Source organism: Collinsella sp. TF09-1AT, assembly GCF_003436895.1.
Taxonomy (GTDB): domain Bacteria; phylum Actinomycetota; class Coriobacteriia; order Coriobacteriales; family Coriobacteriaceae; genus Collinsella.
This window is the reverse complement of record NZ_QSRC01000002.1, coordinates 173,980-191,802: the sequence shown is the minus strand read 5'-3', so window position 1 is coordinate 191,802 and position 17,823 is coordinate 173,980. Positions and strand designations below refer to the sequence as shown.

The 17,823-nt window shown below is 59.4% G+C and carries 14 protein-coding genes and 1 tRNA gene; 8 read left to right on the top strand and 7 right to left on the bottom strand.

Features of this window, described 5'->3' with window-relative positions:
* Positions 1-128 precede the first annotated feature (128 nt).
* From DXC90_RS02550 to DXC90_RS02530, 4 genes are all read right to left on the bottom strand, one after another.
* Positions 129-205 (bottom strand) — tRNA-Glu (locus tag DXC90_RS02550).
* Between the two features lie 299 nt (positions 206-504).
* On the bottom strand, positions 505-2,682 hold the full coding sequence (locus tag DXC90_RS09665) for a MurT ligase domain-containing protein (protein WP_233502112.1): 2,178 nt from the start codon (positions 2,680-2,682) through the stop codon (positions 505-507).
* A gap of 45 nt (positions 2,683-2,727) precedes the next feature.
* Complete coding sequence (locus DXC90_RS02535) at positions 2,728-3,771, bottom strand: hypothetical protein (RefSeq protein WP_117734632.1); 1,044 nt, start codon at positions 3,769-3,771, stop codon at positions 2,728-2,730.
* Entirely contained in the window at positions 3,771-4,847 is a 1,077-nt protein-coding gene (locus DXC90_RS02530) for a hypothetical protein (RefSeq protein ID WP_117734631.1), read from the bottom strand. Before DXC90_RS02530 ends, DXC90_RS02535 begins: the two co-directional genes overlap by 1 nt.
* A gap of 500 nt (positions 4,848-5,347) precedes the next feature.
* Here DXC90_RS02530 and DXC90_RS02525 point away from each other — a divergent pair, with 500 nt between their 5' ends.
* The 4 genes from DXC90_RS02525 (at position 5,348) to DXC90_RS02510 (ending at position 10,325) form a co-directional block, all read left to right on the top strand.
* Positions 5,348-6,562: an iron-containing alcohol dehydrogenase gene (locus DXC90_RS02525; RefSeq protein ID WP_117734630.1), complete on the top strand. Its 1,215-nt coding sequence runs from the start codon at positions 5,348-5,350 to the stop codon at positions 6,560-6,562.
* A gap of 76 nt (positions 6,563-6,638) precedes the next feature.
* Complete coding sequence (locus DXC90_RS02520; RefSeq protein WP_117734629.1) at positions 6,639-7,739, top strand: glycerol dehydrogenase; 1,101 nt, start codon at positions 6,639-6,641, stop codon at positions 7,737-7,739.
* A gap of 113 nt (positions 7,740-7,852) precedes the next feature.
* Complete coding sequence (locus DXC90_RS02515; RefSeq protein WP_117734628.1) at positions 7,853-8,920, top strand: glycerol dehydrogenase; 1,068 nt, start codon at positions 7,853-7,855, stop codon at positions 8,918-8,920.
* Positions 8,921-9,071: 151 nt separating this feature from the next.
* On the top strand, positions 9,072-10,325 hold the full coding sequence (locus DXC90_RS02510) for a 4Fe-4S binding protein (RefSeq protein WP_117734627.1): 1,254 nt from the start codon (positions 9,072-9,074) through the stop codon (positions 10,323-10,325).
* 131 nt (positions 10,326-10,456) lie between these two features.
* On the opposite strand, the gene DXC90_RS02505 is transcribed toward DXC90_RS02510, so the two are convergent.
* Positions 10,457-11,212: a GntR family transcriptional regulator gene (locus tag DXC90_RS02505; protein ID WP_117734626.1), complete on the bottom strand. Its 756-nt coding sequence runs from the start codon at positions 11,210-11,212 to the stop codon at positions 10,457-10,459.
* Positions 11,213-11,278: 66 nt separating this feature from the next.
* The gene (locus tag DXC90_RS02500) at positions 11,279-12,304 is read right to left on the bottom strand and encodes a zinc-dependent alcohol dehydrogenase family protein (protein WP_117734625.1); all 1,026 of its coding nucleotides are present in this window, start codon (positions 12,302-12,304) and stop codon (positions 11,279-11,281) included.
* A gap of 357 nt (positions 12,305-12,661) precedes the next feature.
* On the opposite strand from DXC90_RS02500, the gene DXC90_RS02495 reads away from it, so the two are divergent.
* The 4 genes from DXC90_RS02495 (at position 12,662) to DXC90_RS02480 (ending at position 17,370) form a co-directional block, all read left to right on the top strand.
* Positions 12,662-14,272: an alpha-glucoside-specific PTS transporter subunit IIBC gene (locus tag DXC90_RS02495; RefSeq protein WP_117734624.1), complete on the top strand. Its 1,611-nt coding sequence runs from the start codon at positions 12,662-12,664 to the stop codon at positions 14,270-14,272.
* Positions 14,273-14,427: 155 nt separating this feature from the next.
* Positions 14,428-15,771 (top strand): 6-phospho-alpha-glucosidase, encoded by a 1,344-nt coding sequence (locus DXC90_RS02490; protein WP_117734623.1) that lies wholly within the window; start codon positions 14,428-14,430, stop codon positions 15,769-15,771.
* A gap of 127 nt (positions 15,772-15,898) precedes the next feature.
* Positions 15,899-16,975 (top strand): redox-regulated ATPase YchF, encoded by a 1,077-nt coding sequence (ychF, locus tag DXC90_RS02485; protein WP_055309950.1) that lies wholly within the window; start codon positions 15,899-15,901, stop codon positions 16,973-16,975.
* 11 nt (positions 16,976-16,986) lie between these two features.
* Positions 16,987-17,370, top strand: a complete 384-nt coding sequence (locus DXC90_RS02480) for a DUF1648 domain-containing protein (protein WP_089572786.1) — start codon at positions 16,987-16,989, stop codon at positions 17,368-17,370.
* 9 nt (positions 17,371-17,379) lie between these two features.
* Here the strand turns inward: DXC90_RS02480 and DXC90_RS02475 are convergent, their stop codons facing one another.
* A complete protein-coding gene (locus DXC90_RS02475; RefSeq protein ID WP_117734622.1) occupies positions 17,380-17,769 on the bottom strand; it encodes a hypothetical protein in 390 nt (129 codons plus the stop codon).
* Positions 17,770-17,823 lie beyond the last annotated feature (54 nt).

Below are 17,823 nucleotides of genomic sequence, written 5' to 3'. Positions count from 1 at the left end.
TGAGGCATCTCAAAAGATGTAACCTGTTTTGGCGCACATTTGGCGCACATGTGCCGAAACGAAAACAGGCCAAGATGAAAAACGAACCCGCACGACTTAACATCGCGCGGGTTCGAACAAAATGCAAATGGTGCCCCCAGCGGGATTCGAACCCGCGATATCCACCTTGAAAGGGTGGCGTCCTTGGCCGCTAGACGATGGGGACAGCGGGAAAGAGTATAGCAGACTTTTTTGCCGGCGCGTATATCGTTGGCAAACTGGAAAACCACCACATAGGAGCTGGCTCTCTATCCCGATTTTCAAACATCTCAATCTGTAACATCTGGGCTGATAAATCGGCTCTATGTGTTACAGATCGAGACAAAAGGCAGGCGTCGGGACGAACATCTCATTCTGTAACAGTAAGACGACTTTTAACGGTCTAGATGTTACAGATTGAGACAAACCGCTGGGACGGGTCAAAACCACCACAAAGGTGCCTGTCCCCTTTGTGGTGGTGGGGTGCTAGGGGAGGAGCTTCATCGCGGCGTCGTGGGCGGCGTGCTCGTAGGTGTCGTCGAGGGGTTTGAGCGGCAGCAGGGCGGCGGCCTGTGCGTCGCCACGGCGCTCGAGGGCGTGGGCGATGAGCCAGTCGGCGAGCTCGGGGTTCTTGGGCAGTGCCGGTCCGTGTAGGTACGTGCCGATGACACCCTTGTAGATGAGACCCTCAAAGCCATCGTCGCCGTTGTTGCCGGTGCCCGTGACGACGGACGTTCCAAGCGGCGTGGCATCGGCGTCCAAAAGCGTGCGGCCGCCGTGGTTCTCGAAGCCAACAAAGGGCTCGGGCGCCAGGTCGGTCTTGACGGCGACGTTGCCGATCAGGCGGTCGGAGCCGCGCACAGTCTCGGCGGCAATGACGCCCAGGCCATCGATGCGATTTTCGCCCATATAGTACGAACGGCCGAGCAGCTGATAGCTGCCGCAGATGGCGAGCAGCGAACCGCCGTCCTCAACATAGGCTGCGACCTTGTCTTTTTGGGCGAGCAGCTCGTGTGCCACGGCTAGCTGGTCGCGATCGGATCCGCCGCCCATCATGACGATATCGGCATCATGCAGATCGAGCACCTCGCCCATGCGGACCTCATCCACGCGAACGGGGATGCCGCGCCAGGCGCAGCGGCGCTCGAGGGCGATGACGTTGCCGCCGTCGCCATAGAGGTTGAGGGCATCGGGATACAGGTAGACGATGCGCAGCGGGCGCGAGAGCTCGACTGGCGCGACGCCAACGGGGACGGCACTGCCATTGGTGCACTTTGCAGCGTGGGCGGCAACCGTAGCCGCATCGGTGTCTTTAAGTCCGTCGAGCTCCTTGACCAGCGGTGGAAAGGCCGTGTAGTTGGCGACGGCGTAGAAGGTGTCATCGGCGGCCTCGTCTGCCACGGCGCCAATTGCCTGCGCGACGTCCGAGATAATCGCGGCATCGATGCCGGCGTACTTGAGGCGCACCTGCATGTCGTGCGCGCGTGTGCCTCCGGCAAAGGCGACAAGCCCCGTTGTGTCGGCGATGCGCTCAAAGTCGACGTCGTAGATCCACGATACATCGTGGCCGTCGGCATCGTTGTCGTTGAGGAAGAAAGCGCAGAGTCTGCCGCCGGCCGTTTTGATGGACTGGATTTGTCGATCGAAGCCTACGGGATTCTTGGCCAGGTTGGCCTCGACGGTGCGGCCGGCGATATCCCAGCGCCCCATACGACCACCGGCGGGCACATAGGCATCGAGCGTAGGCTGCAGAAGCGCCGCGTCCACGCCCAATTCGTGCGCGGTAAAGAAGGCGGCGGCAACGTTATAGACCATGTACAGGCCGTTGTAGCGTGTGGCGATGTGTACGGCAGCAGCGTCGGGCGCAGATCCAAAGACCAGGTCAAAGCCGTAGCCGTCGCAGCCGAGCTCCACGCCCGTCACGCGACGGACAAGCCCAGGGCGGGCCCAGCCGCACGAGGGGCAATGGTAGGCGCCAAGTTGTCCGTACTGCACATAGTCGTACTCCAACGGTGCGTTGCACTGTGAGCAAAAACGTGAGTCGCTAATGCGGTCGGACTCGGTGTTGGTGGCGCCGTCGATGCCAAAGGCGATGCTTGCATTGGGAACGCGCGCGGCAATCGCGGCACACAGCGGGTCGTCGGCGTTGTAGATGAGCGTTGTTGCCGGAGAGAGCTCCAACGCATGGGCGATGACGTCTTGGGTATGGTCGATCTCGCCGTAGCGGTCTAGCTGGTCGCGGAACAGGTTGAGCAGCACAAAGTACGTCGGCTTGAGCTTGGGCAGAACGCGTACGGTGTAAAGCTCATCGCACTCAAAAACGCCCACGCGCTTGCCGCTGGCAGTGTGCTTAAGGCCGCCGCGGGCCTCGAGCAGTGCGCCCACCACGCCCGGCTCCATGTTGTTGCCGGCGCGGTTGCACACCACGGTGACGCCGCTGGCGGCAACGGCGTCGGCGATCAGGTTCGAAGTGGTGGTCTTGCCGTTGGTGCCGGTGATCACTACGCTGCGGTCGACAAGGCCCGCGAGGTCGCTCAGCAACTCGGGGTCGATCTTCATGGCGATGCGGCCGGGGAGTACGCCGCCCTGGCGCTTAAGGACGGAGCGCAGTCCCCAGCGAGCGATATCGCTCGAGGTGCAGGCAAGAGATGAGCGGAGGTTCATGAAACCGTTCCTAACGTAAACGACATGGTCGGGTCGAGTGCGTCACTAAAATCCGTAGCGGCGCGCAAATTCCTGGGCAAGCTGCGACACGTCTTCGCAGGCATTGGCCCAGGGGGCAAAGTCGGGGGTGTCCGAGATAATGCCGTCCGCTTCCCAAACGGCTTGGTGCGAAAGATCCCAGGGATCGCGTGGCTCGGGTCGGCAGGGAAGGTACGGTGTCTGGTACATGGGATTCAGCAAGAAGAACGCGCCGCCCTCGCAGCGGTTAGCGAACTCACGCAGCGCACGCGCCGCCGGACGCATCTTGTTCGTTTTGAACAAGAGGATCGTGCGGGCGAGCAGGTACCAGGGGGAGTTCTCGAGTGCATCGGCCCCCACCTGTTCCTCGAGCTGGTGAGCCAGGGCAAAAAAGCCGTCCTGGTCTTCCAGGCGAGCGAGGGCGAGCAACACGGTGCCGGCAGCTCGGGTGGGATAGCCTTCTGCCTTAAGGACGCGGCGGGCGTAGTTGGCGGCAGCGCGGTAGCGGGCGCTCGCCATGCACAGCTGCGAGATGGCCTCGAGCGTGTGGAGCCACCCGATAAGTGCCGGCTCGCTCACGGTGAGATCTGACGCCGTCACACCGTCCGTCAAAACCTTGTTGGCCCAGTAGTGTGGGGCCTCCATATCGAACCCGGGCACGCTTTGTTGGAGGTAATCGGCCGTGGTCGCCTCGAGCTTCATCAGGTCGCCCAGGCAGGCGTCAACGGGCGTGTCGGCCAGGATGATGGCGAGCAACTGGGCATCGACGGCAAGCGCATCGATACGGACGATCTTGAGCAGCTCATCGCGCATATCGTCGAACAGGCGGTTGCGCGTCTGCTCAAACTCCTCGTCGCTGCCCATGTCCTCGATGCGATGGAGCTCGTCGAGCAGGTGGCAGTGAACACCGGCATAGGACAGCAGTGCCTGGGCATGCTCGGACTGCGCATACTTTTGGGGATTCGCGCTAATGTCGTTATGGACAAGCTCGCGTGCTGCATCGGTGAGCTCGGGGTGCGACGCCAGATAGGTGCGCTCCAAGTAGGCGGGGATGTAGACGCTTGGATCCATTAGAGGTCCCCTCCCTTAAATGGAAGCCCCTGCTCGGCTGCGCGCAGGATGCGCTCGTCGATCTGGGAACGCACGATGTCGCTGGTGGCGACCCAGGCGGCAAAGCTGGCGTTGTCGGGAGCGCCCAGGCCCTCCTGCAGCACCGGCGTCGCCTCGGACAGTGCAAGGACGAGCTCATCGGTGGAGCCCACGCCCACGTTGACGCGGGCATAGACGCCATCGGGAAATTCGGTTTGGAAGTAGAGCGCCTCGGCTGCGTGCGGGCATGAGCGTGCAAGGATGCGCAGGTAGTGCTCGGCGTCCTCGTAGTCTAGCTCGCGCCAGGCAGCGCTCATCAGCGCGATGAGCGTCCACGGGTCTAAGTCGCGCTCCGCGTCCTTGGGACGACGGCGCAGCGGCGTGTTGGCGAGATAGGGGACGGAGTGGGCGGAGCGAAAGCGCTTGAGCTCCTCGGCGGGGTATTCGAGCTTTGCCATGGCGAGCATCGCGGTGTGGCGGACACCTGCGGGGTCGTTGGGCGCAAAGTCCAAGCTGCGATTCGCTGCCTCCAGTGACATGCGGTAACGGCCGCTAATGAGCGCGCGCGATGCTAAGGCGGCAAGCCAGCGCAGGTAGGGACGGCGGGTCAGGTCGCCTGCAGCCTCACGCTCGTAGGGGTCTTGCGCCGAGGCGATCTTGAGTGCCAGATCGTGCTCCACCTCGTCGCACTTGGACACCAGATACTGCACGTAGTCCTCGTTGGAGTCGGCGGTGAGTGCCGTCAGCATGCGCTGGGCATCCCAGTTGGCCGGATCGAGTGCGGCCGCCTCGCGAAGCATGTTCTCGGCAGCTGCCTCTTCCTGCTCTGCCTGGGCATCGTCAGGGATAAAGGGAATTCGGTAGTCGACGGCCTCGACCACCTTGGCAATCAGATGTCCGGCGCGGTCGCGGTCGTGCACGATGAGCGGCGCGGGGTTGCGGGTGAATTGCTCCATCAGACGCTCGACGGCGGGGCCGTCGGTGAGCGAGATATTGTCGCGGCGCAAGGCCTCAAGAACGAGGCGATGGCAATCTTCTTGAATGGGATCGAATGCCATGGGGCCTCCTTTGCTGCGGTTAGGGTTCAAATATCTCTATATAAGGTTCTAGTTTACCCGCATGTGGCACACCGGGGGTGCCGCACTTGGACTTGCACCTTTGCACCACGAAGACGGATGTCACACAAATGTCGGCACCTTGGACGACCGAGTGGTATCACGGTGCCGCAAACGGTCGATTTTTGGCGGCGAACGGTGCATATTTTGGAGGGGCACAGTCCTGCCCGGGATATGTAGTCAGCCTTGATAAAACGTTTGCCCAGCTTGGGAGTATGGATGCCGCACAAGGGTCTTCAGGGATAGAAAAAACGTTTCATCATTGGCGGCTTTAGATGAATAACTGACCAACCAGAACGGTAAAATAGTGTTTGTCTGAGCGTTGAGACGTTTAGACATTGCGCATTGTCATCGCCGGCAACGCGCAAAATGGTCCTAACGGAGCCAATCGGGTGCTCCGTTATATACGCAAGTCTAAGAGGGGCTTGTTTAGGAGGCACAGTATGGGACGTTTTACCAATCCTCGCGATCTGTACTTTGGTGAGGGCGCTCGTCACGAGGTCAAGAACCTCAAGGGCAGCAAGGCCATCATCGTGAGCGGCGGCGGCTCCATGCGTCGCGGCGGTTTTCTGCAGGACGTCGAGGCCGACCTTAAGGAGGCCGGTTTCGAGGTCAAGCTGTTCGAGGGCGTCGAGTCCGACCCGTCCGTCGAGACGGTCATGAAGGGCGCCGAGGCCATGCGCGAGTTCGAGCCCGACTGGATTGTCGCCATTGGCGGCGGCTCGCCCATCGATGCCGCTAAGGCTATGTGGCTGTTCTACGAGTATCCCGAGGAGACCTTCGAGGAGGCCGTCGTCCCGTTCTCCTTCCCCGAGCTCCGTCAGAAGGCTCACTTCTGCGCCATCTCCTCTACCTCCGGTACCGCTACCGAGGTCACCGCGTTCTCCGTCATCACTGACTACGCCAAGGGCATCAAGTACCCGCTGGCCGACTTCAACATCACCCCTGATGTCGCCATCGTCGACCCCGAGCTCACCTACACCATGCCTGCCAAGCTGTGCGCTCACACCGGTATGGACGCTTTGACCCATGCCATCGAGGCCTATGTCTCCACTGCCGGCTCCATGTACACCGACGCCAACGCCCTGCACGCCATCCGCGAGATCGTCGAGTGGCTGCCCAAGTCCTATGCTGGCGATCATGAGGCTCGCCAGCACATGCATGACGCTCAGTGCATCGCCGGCATCGCCTTCTCCTCGGGTCTGCTGGGCATCGTCCACTCCATGGCTCACAAGACCGGTGCCGCCTTCTCCGGCGATCATATCATCCACGGTTGCGCCAACGCCATGTACCTGGGCAAGGTTATCCAGTTCAACGCCAAGGATGCTCGCGCCAAGAGCCGCTACGCTTTCATCGCCAAGGAGATCCTGCATCTCGCCGGCGAGACCGAGGACGAGCTGGTCGAGGCTCTGGTTCAGGAGATCCGCGACCTCAACGACAAGCTCGATATCCCGCAGGGCATCAAGAACTACGGTGCCAAGGGCGTGAAGGCCGACGAGTCCATCATCGATTACGATGAGTTCGAGGCCAAGAAGCACGACGTTGCCGCCAACGCTATCCTCGACGCCTGCACGGGCTCCAACCCGCGCCAGCCGTCCCAGGAGGAGATGGAGCAGCTGCTCGAGTGCGTCTACACCGACACCCCGGTTACGTTCTAATCAGTTCGCCTTGTTCTGATGAGGGGCTCCGCACACAGCTGTGCGGAGCCCTTTTTCTTTAGAGATTGGGATTAACATGGCTGCAATTTTCAATAGCCCCAGCAAGTATATCCAGGGTCCCGATGAGCTTGCAAAGCTCGGCTCCTACGTTGAGCCGCTCGGCGGCAAGGCCCTCGTCATCGTGACGCCTTCGGGCAAGAAACGTGTCGGCGCCAAGATTGAGGGCGGTTTTGCCGAGGCTAAGGCCGAGCTGCTGTTTGAGGACTTTAACGGCGAGTGCTCCAAGGGCGAGGTCGATCGCCTGGTTGCGCTCGCTCGCGACAACGGCTGTGACATCATCGTCGGCGTCGGTGGCGGCAAGATCCTCGACACCGCGAAGGCCGTCGCCTATTACCTGGAGTCCCCGGTTATCATTTGCCCCACCATCGCCTCGACCGATGCACCGTGCTCGGCACTTTCGGTGCTCTACACCGACGACGGCCAGTTCGATAAATATCTCTTCCTTAAGGCAAACCCCAACATTGTCCTTATGGATACGACGGTTATCGCGGCGAGCCCGGTGCGCCTGACGGTTTCCGGTATGGGCGATGCGCTCGCAACCTATTTCGAGGCCCAGGCAACGCACGATGCCGACGGCGGCACCTGCGCCGGCGGCAAGGGCGGGATGGCCGGCCTGGCGCTCGCCAAGCTCTGCTACGAGACGCTTATGGCCGATGGCGTCAAGGCCAAGGTTGCGCTGGAGAAGGGTGCGCTCACGCCTGCCGTCGAGCACATCATCGAGGCAAACACGCTGCTTTCGGGCATTGGCTTTGAGAGCTCGGGCCTTGCTGCTGCCCATGCAATCCACAATGGTCTGACGATGCTGCCCGAGTGCCACGGCATGTATCACGGCGAGAAGGTCGCCTTCGGCACCATCGTTCAGCTGGTACTCGAGGATGCCCCGACCGAGAAGCTCGAGGAAGTCTTGGGCTTCTGCATTGAGCTGGGCCTGCCGGTCACGATGAAGGAACTTGGCGTTGCCGAGCTTACGCGCGAGCAGGCCATGATTGTTGCCGAGGCCGCCTGCGCGCCCGATGACACCATGTGCAACATGCCGTTTGAGGTGACGCCCGAGATGGTCGCAAACGCCATCCTGGGTGCCGACGCGCTGGGCCACTACTACCTTATGGATGAGTAAATCAAGCTAAGGAACGGGCAAAGCCAGCAGATGGCTTTGCCCCTTTTTGCTATGGTGCAAAGGGGGCAGGTTACTTTGCACCAATCGTTGTTTGATGAAGGGCGGATTCTCGTATGGCGCTTCCCATGGTTTATGGCGGTCCCGGCCGGTATGTTCAAGGGCCGGGCGAACTTTCGCGTCAGGGCAGGTATTTGTCATGGCTGGGTTGCGCTGCCTATGTCTTGTTTGACCAGGGCACCGAGGATCGGCTGTGCAGGCAGATTGTCGATGGATTTCTGGACGACGATCTGAGTGAGCCGTTCTTTAAGATTTATGACGGTCCGTGTACGGAAGAGGCCGTTGTAAAAATGGCTAAGGAAGCCCAGGCTGAGTATTGCGACATGGTGGTGGGTATTGGCGGCGGCAAGATGCTCGATATCGCCAAGGCAGTAGCGTTTTATGCCGAGCTGCCGTTGTGCGTATGCCCCACGGCGGCCTCGATGGATGGTCCGTGCAGCGCGATTTCGGTGCTGTACCACGAGGATGGGTCGTTCGACCGTTACCTGATGCTCGAGAAGAATCCAGACCTGGTCGTGGTCGATACCAACGTGGTCGCGGCGGCCCCACTGCGTATGACGGTTGCTGGTATGGGCGATGCGCTGGCAACGTACTTCGAGGCGCGTTCGTGCGCTGCGGCGCACGGCGCCAACGAGCACGGTGGCGCGCCGGGGCACTTGGCCCTGGTCGCGGCACGTACCTGCTACGACACGCTCATGGAGTGCGGTGTCGCTGCCAAGCGCGATCTCAAAAAGGGCCGTACATCGCCGGCGGTTGAGCGTCTGATCGAGTGCAATATTCTGCTCTCGGGCGTCGGTTTTGAGAGCGGTGGCTTGGCGTTGGCGCATGCCATCGCCAACGGTCTGACGATCCTGCCCGAGTGCAAGGCCATGCATGGCGAAGCCGTGGCATTTGGCCTGGTGGTGCAGCTGCGCCTGGAGCGTGCGCCCGAGCTTGATCAGGTGCTCGAGTTTTGCCAGCGCGTCGGTCTGCCGACGACGCTCGAGGAGCTGGGTCTTGGCGAGATTTCCGATGCCGATCTGCAAAGTGTTGCAAATGCGGTCTTTAGAAACGAGCGCAACATGGCCAACGAGCAGGCCAAGGTGACCAAACAAAAGCTCGTGCAGCTCATGCGCGAGGCATAGTTTGGCGCTTGATTGACCTTGTGCAATCGAGGCGGCGATAGGCCATGGGCTATTTGCCGCAAAGATGCGCCGCGTGAAATTTGCCCGAGGCGTGGACCGATAGCGTATTATTATCTCTTGCTTGTTTGCACTGCTCAGGGAGGGGCCGCGCATGGCGCAGGAACACGATCTGTTTGATGACATTATCGAGATCAGCAAGGGTTTCGACTTTCTTAAAAACCCGCTTGGCGGTGTGGCCGATGCACTCGATCCGTCGGCGCCGCAGTGGAATCCTGCCGACTACAAGGAACGTCCGCGCGGCAACACCATTCCGTGCTTGACCTGCAAAAACGAAAAGAGCGGCTGCACCGCGTGCATGGATGTGTGCCCGGTGGACGCCATCGAGGTCGAGGAAGACGCCATCGAGATTCTCGACTCCTGCCGCAAGTGCGGCCTGTGCGCCGCCGCCTGCCCGACCGAGGCGATTATCTCGCCGCGCCTGGCGCCCAAAAACCTGTATGACGACATTGTCTCGGCGGCCACGAGCCACGAGACCGCCTACGTTACCTGCACGCGTGCCCTTAAGCGCATGCCGCGCGAGAATGAGGTCGTCGTTGCCTGCGTGGGCGATATTACGGCCGAGACTTGGTTCTCGGTACTGGCCGACTATCCCAACGTGAGCGTGTATCTGCCGCTGGGCGTGTGCGATAAATGCCGCAACACCGGTGGCGAGGACATGCTGGGCGAGGCGATTGCGAAGGCCGAGGAATGGGCCGGTACGGGTATGGGCCTGGAGGTCGACCCCAAGAGCCTCAAGTGCCATAAGCGCCGCGAGTACGAGCGCAAGGAGTACATGGAAAAGATCGCCCGCACCACGGGCCTGACGGTGACCAAGCTCAACCCGGCGACGGCGGCGCTGGCCTCGGTGACGCAGAAGCTCAAAGCCCACCGCCACCAGATTACCCAGCTGGAGCGCACGCTCAACACCATGTGCGGCACCACGACGACCAAGCGTCGCCGTTCGCTCACGCACGGGCAGCAGCTGGTGCTCTCGACGCTGCAAAACCACCCCGAGCTTGCCCAGAACATGCAGGTGAGCACGCCGGAGTGCGATTTTGACAAGTGCACGTCGTGCGGCGAGTGCGTCAATGTATGCCCCACGTTCGCCTGCGATTTGGTAGGAAGCGGTCGCTTTGCACTGGAATCCACGTATTGTTTGGGTTGCGGTGCCTGTGTCAAGGTTTGTCCCGAACATGCGCTCAAGCTTGTTGAGCACGATGCGTCCAACTTGATCGTCGTCGACCCCGAGGCCGAGGAGAAGGCCGCCCAGAAGGCGAAGGCTCACGAAGAAGCTGAGAAGGTCAAGGCCGAGGCGAAGGCCAAACTCGGCAAGATGCTCGATCAGGTGGAGAAGCTCGCGGACTAGCTAAAAGAGCGTAAATGATGGCCGGTGGGACAGATACTGCCCCACCAGCCAAAAAAATTGCGGTGGAATAGTTCCTGTTTTGCCCTTAAGCTGGTCATTCTAGGAACTATCCCACCGCAACTAATAGATGGTTAGTTCATGCTGCTTTGGTGGCCGGTTCGACCGGTGCCGTTGCGCGTCACGGTTTCATGGAGCAAAAAGAACCCGGGGACCTGTTTGGTCTCGGTGTATTCCATAAGGATGCCGTCGGCGTTGTAGGTCTGCCCGCGTATAACGGCGAGTGCGTTAAAGTCGTCGAGATCGAGCACGCGCGCATCTTCGGGCGTGGGATGCTCAATCGTTACATCGCGTTTGCCCGTGGCAATCTTAATGCCAAGATCTTCTTCGAGGTAACGATAAATTGAATCGTTGACAATCTCGGGTGTCAGTCCCGGTACCTGTGAGCTTAGGTAATAGGAGTCGTCGGAGCACACGGCATGTCCGTTTGCATAACGGATGCGTTTGGCGCGCGTGAGCTCGCAGCCTTCGGGAAATCCGGTAATCTTGGAGAGTGCCTTGCTACAGACGAGGAGCTCAAAGACGGTGGTGACAGTCTTGAGCTCAAAGCCTCGGCTGGTCGCGATTTCCTTAAAGGTCTCGAGTCCGCCGCCGCCACGACTCTTCTCGTCACTGATGTTGCGAATGACGCGCATGCCTTTGCCTTGCTGGGGGAGCACGTAACCATCTGCCGCAAGCATCGAGATAGCGCGACGGACCGTCATGCGCGAACAGTCAAACAGCTGCGTGAGCTCAGTCTCCGAAGGCAGATAACTCTGATAGGCGTATGTGCCGTCGTCAATCGACTGCTTCACGTTGTCATAAATAGTTTGAAAGATGGCTCGCGCCATGACGGTCTCCTAGATGTGCGCGTGCGGACGGCAGGTGGGGAGCCGTCCGCACGGGCGTCGATCGAATTACCTACTGGGGTCAATTATATATTTGCCCATGGCGCGCAGTGCCGGGTTCGATAGGATGGCACCGAGCTCGTCGAGGGAAGCCACCTTGGCGACCATCGAGGATACGTCGAGCCTGCCGGAGTCGATGAGCTCGAGCGCGCGACGCTGGGTGTAAGGGTTGATGTAAGACGAGGTGAGCACGAGCTCCTTCTGGAAGACCTCGAAGGGCTTGACGGTGATTGTCTCATCGGGCTTGGTAAGTCCGAACATCATGACCGTAGCCTTGTGGCCGGCGATTCTAATGGCCTGCTCGATGGTGACGGGCTTGCCAACACACTCGATAACGACATCGACGTTGCCGACGCCTTCCTGCTCCAGGCGGGCGGGGACATCCTCGCGGATGGAGTCGATTGCCAGGTCGGCGCCGAGTTTGAGCGCAACCTCGCGCTTGCCCTCGACAGGCTCGAGCAAAACGACTTTGGTTGCACCAGCGTTTTTGGCAAGCTGCATCATGAGCAGGCCGATCATGCCGCCGCCGATAACGACAACCGTGCTGCCGGGCTTGATGTTGCACATATCGATGCCGTGCAGGCAGCACGCCACGGGCTCGGTCATGGCGCCCTGCTCGAAGCTGGTGTGTTCGCCCAACTTGTAGACTTGCTGCATATCGACGGAGCAGTACTCCGCAAAGCCGCCGTTAACGGTAGTGCCGTAGCCGGTCATATGCTCGCAGTAGTGGTTGATTCCGTCACGGCAGGGTTCGCAGCAGCCGCAGGGATGGTTTGGGTCGATGCACACGCGATCGCCCGGCTTAAAGCCGGTGACATCGCAGCCCACGGCCTCGATAACGCCAGCGAACTCATGACCAAGGATTGTGGGCGGGGTAACGTCGGCTGCGCCCTTGTCGCCTTCATAGATATGCACGTCGGTGCCGCAAACGCCGCAAGCTTTGACGTTGATCAGAACGTCACGCTTGCCCACGGCCGGTTTTGTTGAATCCTCGACCCTGAGATCGTGCTTTCCATAGAAGACCGCGCTTTTCATGGTGACTCCTTAACGTGGCGGTGAATGTTGTAATGAAGTATAGGTATGCAAACACCCTTATACAAGCCTATCTAGACAAGTTGATAAATATTTTGTTTTAGAAGTTTTACACAAACAGGCAATAACAGGCAAAACCTTTGAAATAAACCGTTCATCGTCAATTATCGACCGTTGACCGAACATGGAAACCGTATTAACTTGTCTAGATAAGTGATATGATAAAAATAGAAGCGCAAGAAGTCAGGGAAGCGGGCCCACCCGTCCTATTGCACGAGGTACACGCAAACGGCGCGTCTGCGGTCTCGAGTGAAGCCAAAACCGCAGTCGCTCCGAATGAAGAGAGGGGGATTCCCCGTCATGATGCAAAAGATACAACGTTTCGGCGGTGCAATGTACACGCCTGCAATTCTTTTCGCATTTTCCGGAATCGTCGTCGGCCTGGGTACGTTGTTTACCACCGAGGCGATCTTTGGCGAGATGGCCACTGCGGGCCATCTTTGGTTTGATTGCTGGAATGTGCTGCTCCAGGGTGGTTGGACGCTCTTTAACCAGATGCCGTTGCTGTTTTGCGTAGCGTTGCCAATCTCGCTCGCGAACAAGCAGAACGCTCGCTGCTGCATGGAGGCTTTGGCCATCTACCTTACCTTCAACTACTTTGTAAGCACAATCTTGGGGCAGTGGGGCCCTGTCTTTGGGGTCGACTACTCTGTCGAGGCGGGCAGCGGTACTGGTCTTGCCACTATCGCAAGCATCAAAACGCTTGATATGGGCATCATGGGTGCGCTTATCATTTCAGGTATTGCCACGATGCTTCACAACAAGTACTTCGACACCGAACTTCCTGAGTGGCTGGGCGTGTTCTCGGGCTCCGTGTTCATCTATATGATCGGTTTCTTCGTTATGGTTCCGGTCGCTCTTATCGCCTGCCTGGTATGGCCGCATGTTCAGGCTGCTATCGCTGCCTTCCAGGGATTCATCCTTTCCGCCGGTACGTTTGGCGTGGGCGTCTTTGCTTTCTTCGAGCGCGTGCTGATTCCTACAGGCCTGCACCACTTTATCTATACGCCGTTCTATTACGACAACGCGGCGGTCAACGGCGGCATCTTTGCTGCTTGGGCCAACATCCTGCCCCAACTGGCTGCCGATCCGAGCATTGCTCTTAAGGATGCCGCACCCTGGGCTGCCTATACCTGCCCTGGTTGGACTAAAGTCTTCGGCTCGCTTGGCGTCGCCATTGCGTTTTATATGACCGCCAAACCCGAGCGCAAGCAGCGCGTCAAGGCTCTGCTGATCCCGGTCACCCTTACCGCTATGCTTTGCGGTATTACCGAGCCGCTTGACTTCACCTTCCTGTTCATCGCGCCCGGCCTGTTCGTCGTCCACTGCGTGCTCGGAGCGCTTGGCTGCATGGCTCAAAACCTCCTTGGCGTCGTGGGTATCTTTGACGGAGGCATCATCTCGATGCTCTCGTGGGACTGGCTGCCCCTTTGGGCTGCACACGGTCTGCAGTACGCCATCTCCATCCTTGTCGGTCTGTGCTTTACCGCCCTTTGGGTCGTGGTCTTCCGTTTCCTGATCGTCAAGTTCGACTTTAAGACCCCCGGTCGCGAGGATGACGATGTTGAGGTCGAGCTCAAGTCCAAGGCCGACTACAAGCAAAAGCAGGGCGGTGCTGCTGCTGGCAAATCGGTCGCCCAGAGTAAAGATGATGAGCGCTTGGTGCTTGCCGAGAAAATCCTCGATCTGCTCGGTGGCGCGGATAACATCATCGATGTAACTAACTGCGCTACCCGTCTGCGCGTTAACGTCAAGGACAAGGGCGTCGTTGCACCCGAGGCTTCCTTCAAGGCGATCGGTACGCATGGCTTGGTGGTCCAAGGTCAGTCAATCCAGGTCATCATCGGCCTTACCGTCCCGCAGGTTCGCGAGAAGTTCGAGAGTCTTCTGAAGTTCGAGAGTCTTCTGTAAACCATCGTCCATCGAAACAATCGGCCTTGCAGAGCCGGTATGCACCGCAAGGCCGATTCTAGAGATAAAAAACTCCACTTCTAGGTAACAATTCCAAACCGTACAGGCCGCGTGCGGGGATGGATTGAGCAAGCGGCCAGAATGAGGAGGACATCATGTCCAAGAAAAACTATGCCGTGACCATTGCCGGCGGTGGCTCTACCTTCACTCCGGGCATTGCCCTGATGCTGCTTGAGGAGCGCGACCGCTTCCCGGTCAACAAGGTGACCTTCTACGACAACAACGCCGAGCGCCAGGAGACCGTGGCTAAGGCCTGCGAGATCTACTTCCACGAGAACGCTCCCGAGGTTGAGTTTAACTACACCACCGACCCCGAAACCGCTTTTACCGGTACTGACTTCGTCCTCGCTCACATCCGCGTTGGACTGTACGCTATGCGTGAGCTCGACGAGAAGATTCCTCTCAAGTACGGCTGCGTTGGCCAAGAGACCTGCGGCGCCGGCGGTATCGCCTACGGCATGCGTTCCATCGGTGGCGTCATCGAGATCCTCGACTACATGGAGAAGTACAGCCCCAACGCTTGGATGCTCAACTACTCCAACCCTGCGGCCATCGTCGCCGAGGCCTGCCGCGTGCTGCGCCCCAACAGCCGCATCATCAACATCTGCGACATGCCGATCGACCTCATGGATAAGATGAGCCGTATGTGCGGCATCAAGGATCGTCGCGAGCTGCAGTATAGCTACTACGGCCTCAACCACTTTGGTTGGTGGAGCAAAATCTACGACAAGGACGGCAACGACCTCATGCCGCAGATTAAGGAGCACATGGCTAAGAACGGCTACCTGGACGGCATCGAGCACGAGGCTGGTAAGGAGCAGCATGTCGAGGAGAGCTGGATTCACACCTTCGGCAAGGCCAAGGATGTCTATGCTGTCGATCCCGAGACGATTCCCAATACCTACCTCAAGTATTACCTGTACCCGGACTATGTCGTCGAGACGTCTGACCCCAACTACACTCGCGCCAATGAGGTTATGGACGGCCGCGAGAAGAAGGTCTTTGGCGCTTGCCGCGACATCATCGCCAAGGGTACGGCTAAAGACGGCGGCTTTGAGCCAGATGTACATGCCAACTACATCGTCGACCTTGCCTGCGCACTGGCCGAGAATACGCTCGAGCGCTTCCTACTGATCGTCCCCAACGATGGCGCTGTGCCCAACTTTGACCCGACGGCCATGGTCGAGGTGCCTTGCATCGTCGGTTCCAACGGCTTTGAGAAGATTTGCCAGGGCCCGATTCCGCAGTTCCAGAAGGGCCTGATGGAGCAGCAGGTTTCCGTCGAGAAGCTCGTTGTCCAGGCTTGGGTCGAGGGCAGCTACCAGAAGCTCTGGCAGGCACTCACGCTCTCCAAGACCATTCCTTCGGCGAGCGTTGCCAAGCAGATTCTGGACGAGCTTATCGAGGTCAACAAGGATTTCTGGCCCGAGCTTAAGTAAGGACTGCTGTCTCGAATTCTCACGCATCTCTGCTTCATTTGCGCCGCCGCGGTGTCCGGATTCGCCCGGATGCTGCGGCGGCGCTATACTTATGAGGTTTGAAGTACCTGTACCAAAAGGAGCTGTCGTGTCCCTTTCCATCGGTATCGTGGGCCTGCCCAACGTGGGCAAGTCGACGCTGTTCACCGCGCTTACCAAAAAGACCGGCCTTGCCGCCAACTACCCGTTCGCCACGATCGACCCCAACGTGGGTATCGTCGATGTGCCCGATAGCCGCCTGCAAAAGCTCGCCGACATCGTCAATCCGGGTCGCATTGTGCCGGCTACGGTCGAGTTCGTCGACATTGCAGGTCTGGTGAAGGGCGCTAACGAGGGCGAGGGCCTGGGCAACCAGTTCTTGGCAAACATCCGCGAGACCGACGCCATCTGCGAGGTCGTGCGCTACTTTAAGGACCCCAACGTCATGCGTGAGGTGGGCCGCACGGGCGAGTTCGTCGATCCCGCCGGCGATGCCGACACCATCATGACCGAGCTCATCCTGGCCGACATGGGCACGCTCGAGAAGCAGCTGCCCAAGCTCGAGAAGGAGGCCAAGCGCGACAAGGAGCTCATGCCCAAGTTCGAGGTCGCTAAGCGCCTGCTTGCCTGGCTCAACGAGGGCAAGCGCGCCGCATCCATGGAGATGACCGATGAGGAGCGCGCCGCCGCTAAGGGCCTGTTCCTGCTCACTATGAAGCCCATCCTGTATGTGGCCAACGTAGACGAGGACATGCTCAACGAGGACCTGGCGCCCATCGACGGCGTCAAGCCGCTGCCCATCTGCGCCAAGATCGAGGCCGAGCTTTCCGAGCTCGATCCCGAGGACGCTGCCGACTACCTGGAGAGCTTGGGCCTGGAGCAGCCCGGTCTGGACGTGCTCGCGCAGGCGGCCTACAAGTTGCTCGGCCTGCAGTCGTTCTTTACGGCTGGCGAGATGGAGGTCAAGGCTTGGACGGTGCGTCAGGGTGCGACCGCTCCGCAGGCTGCCGGTGTCATCCATACCGACTTTGAGCGCGGCTTTATTAAGGCCGAGGTCATTGGCTATGACGACTACATCGAGCTTGGCGGCGAGCAGGGCGCCAAGGCTGCCGGCAAGCTGCGTATTGAGGGCAAGGACTATGTCATGGCCGATGGCGACGTCGTGCACTTCCGCTTTAACGTGTAAGGACGACGCATATGTTTAAGTATGGCAAAAAAGCTGGCTACATGGGTATTGCTCTGCTCGTACTTGCGGTGATTCCGCTGGTGGTCGCAGCGTGTGTTATCCCCAACATTGGTCCCGAGGTGGCAACGAAGTTTAACGCAGCCGGCGAGGTGACGCGCTGGGGCAAGAGCTACGAGTTGCTGGCACTGCCGGTGCTCAACCTACTGCTGAGCGTGGCGACGTACTTTACGGCAGGACGCCAGGCTAAAAACAATGATGACTCCGCCGCCATGGCGCGCATCGTGTGCGAGCGCTACCTGCGAAACGGCTGCATCACGGGTGTGTTTCTCAACGTAATCAACGTCTACTTTATGTACTCGGCGATTACCGGAACGGGCTTTGGCTTTGGTTTCTAACTTGTTCTTCTAGGCAACGAGCCTGCACGCATATTCAATGGCTGCTGCGAGGCCGCCGCTCGATCGTGGTTTAAAGACCATATCGGCGGCGGCCTCGTTTTCGTATCCGGCGCCGCGAAGGGTGAGCGCGGTACCGGCTTCTAGGAGAAGGGGCAGACCGCGTTGGCTGGTTGTGATTACGGCAGCCTGATTGAGCGAGCAGCTGTGCGCTTGGCATTGGATGGCAAGTTCGCCTTGCGCCGGGCAAGGGACCAGAACGGCGGCGACGCGACTTGATAGCAATGCAAATGCTGTGCGCTCATCGGGCGAAAGACATTCTGCTTCAACGACGACGAGCTTGGGCGGTGCGCTGTTTGTGCGAAGCGTGGCTCGGTACGTGCGGACCGAAGAACCCGACATAGAAAACTCCTGTGTATTCGGCAAAACGTAAACTATAGTTTACGTTTATGTTCG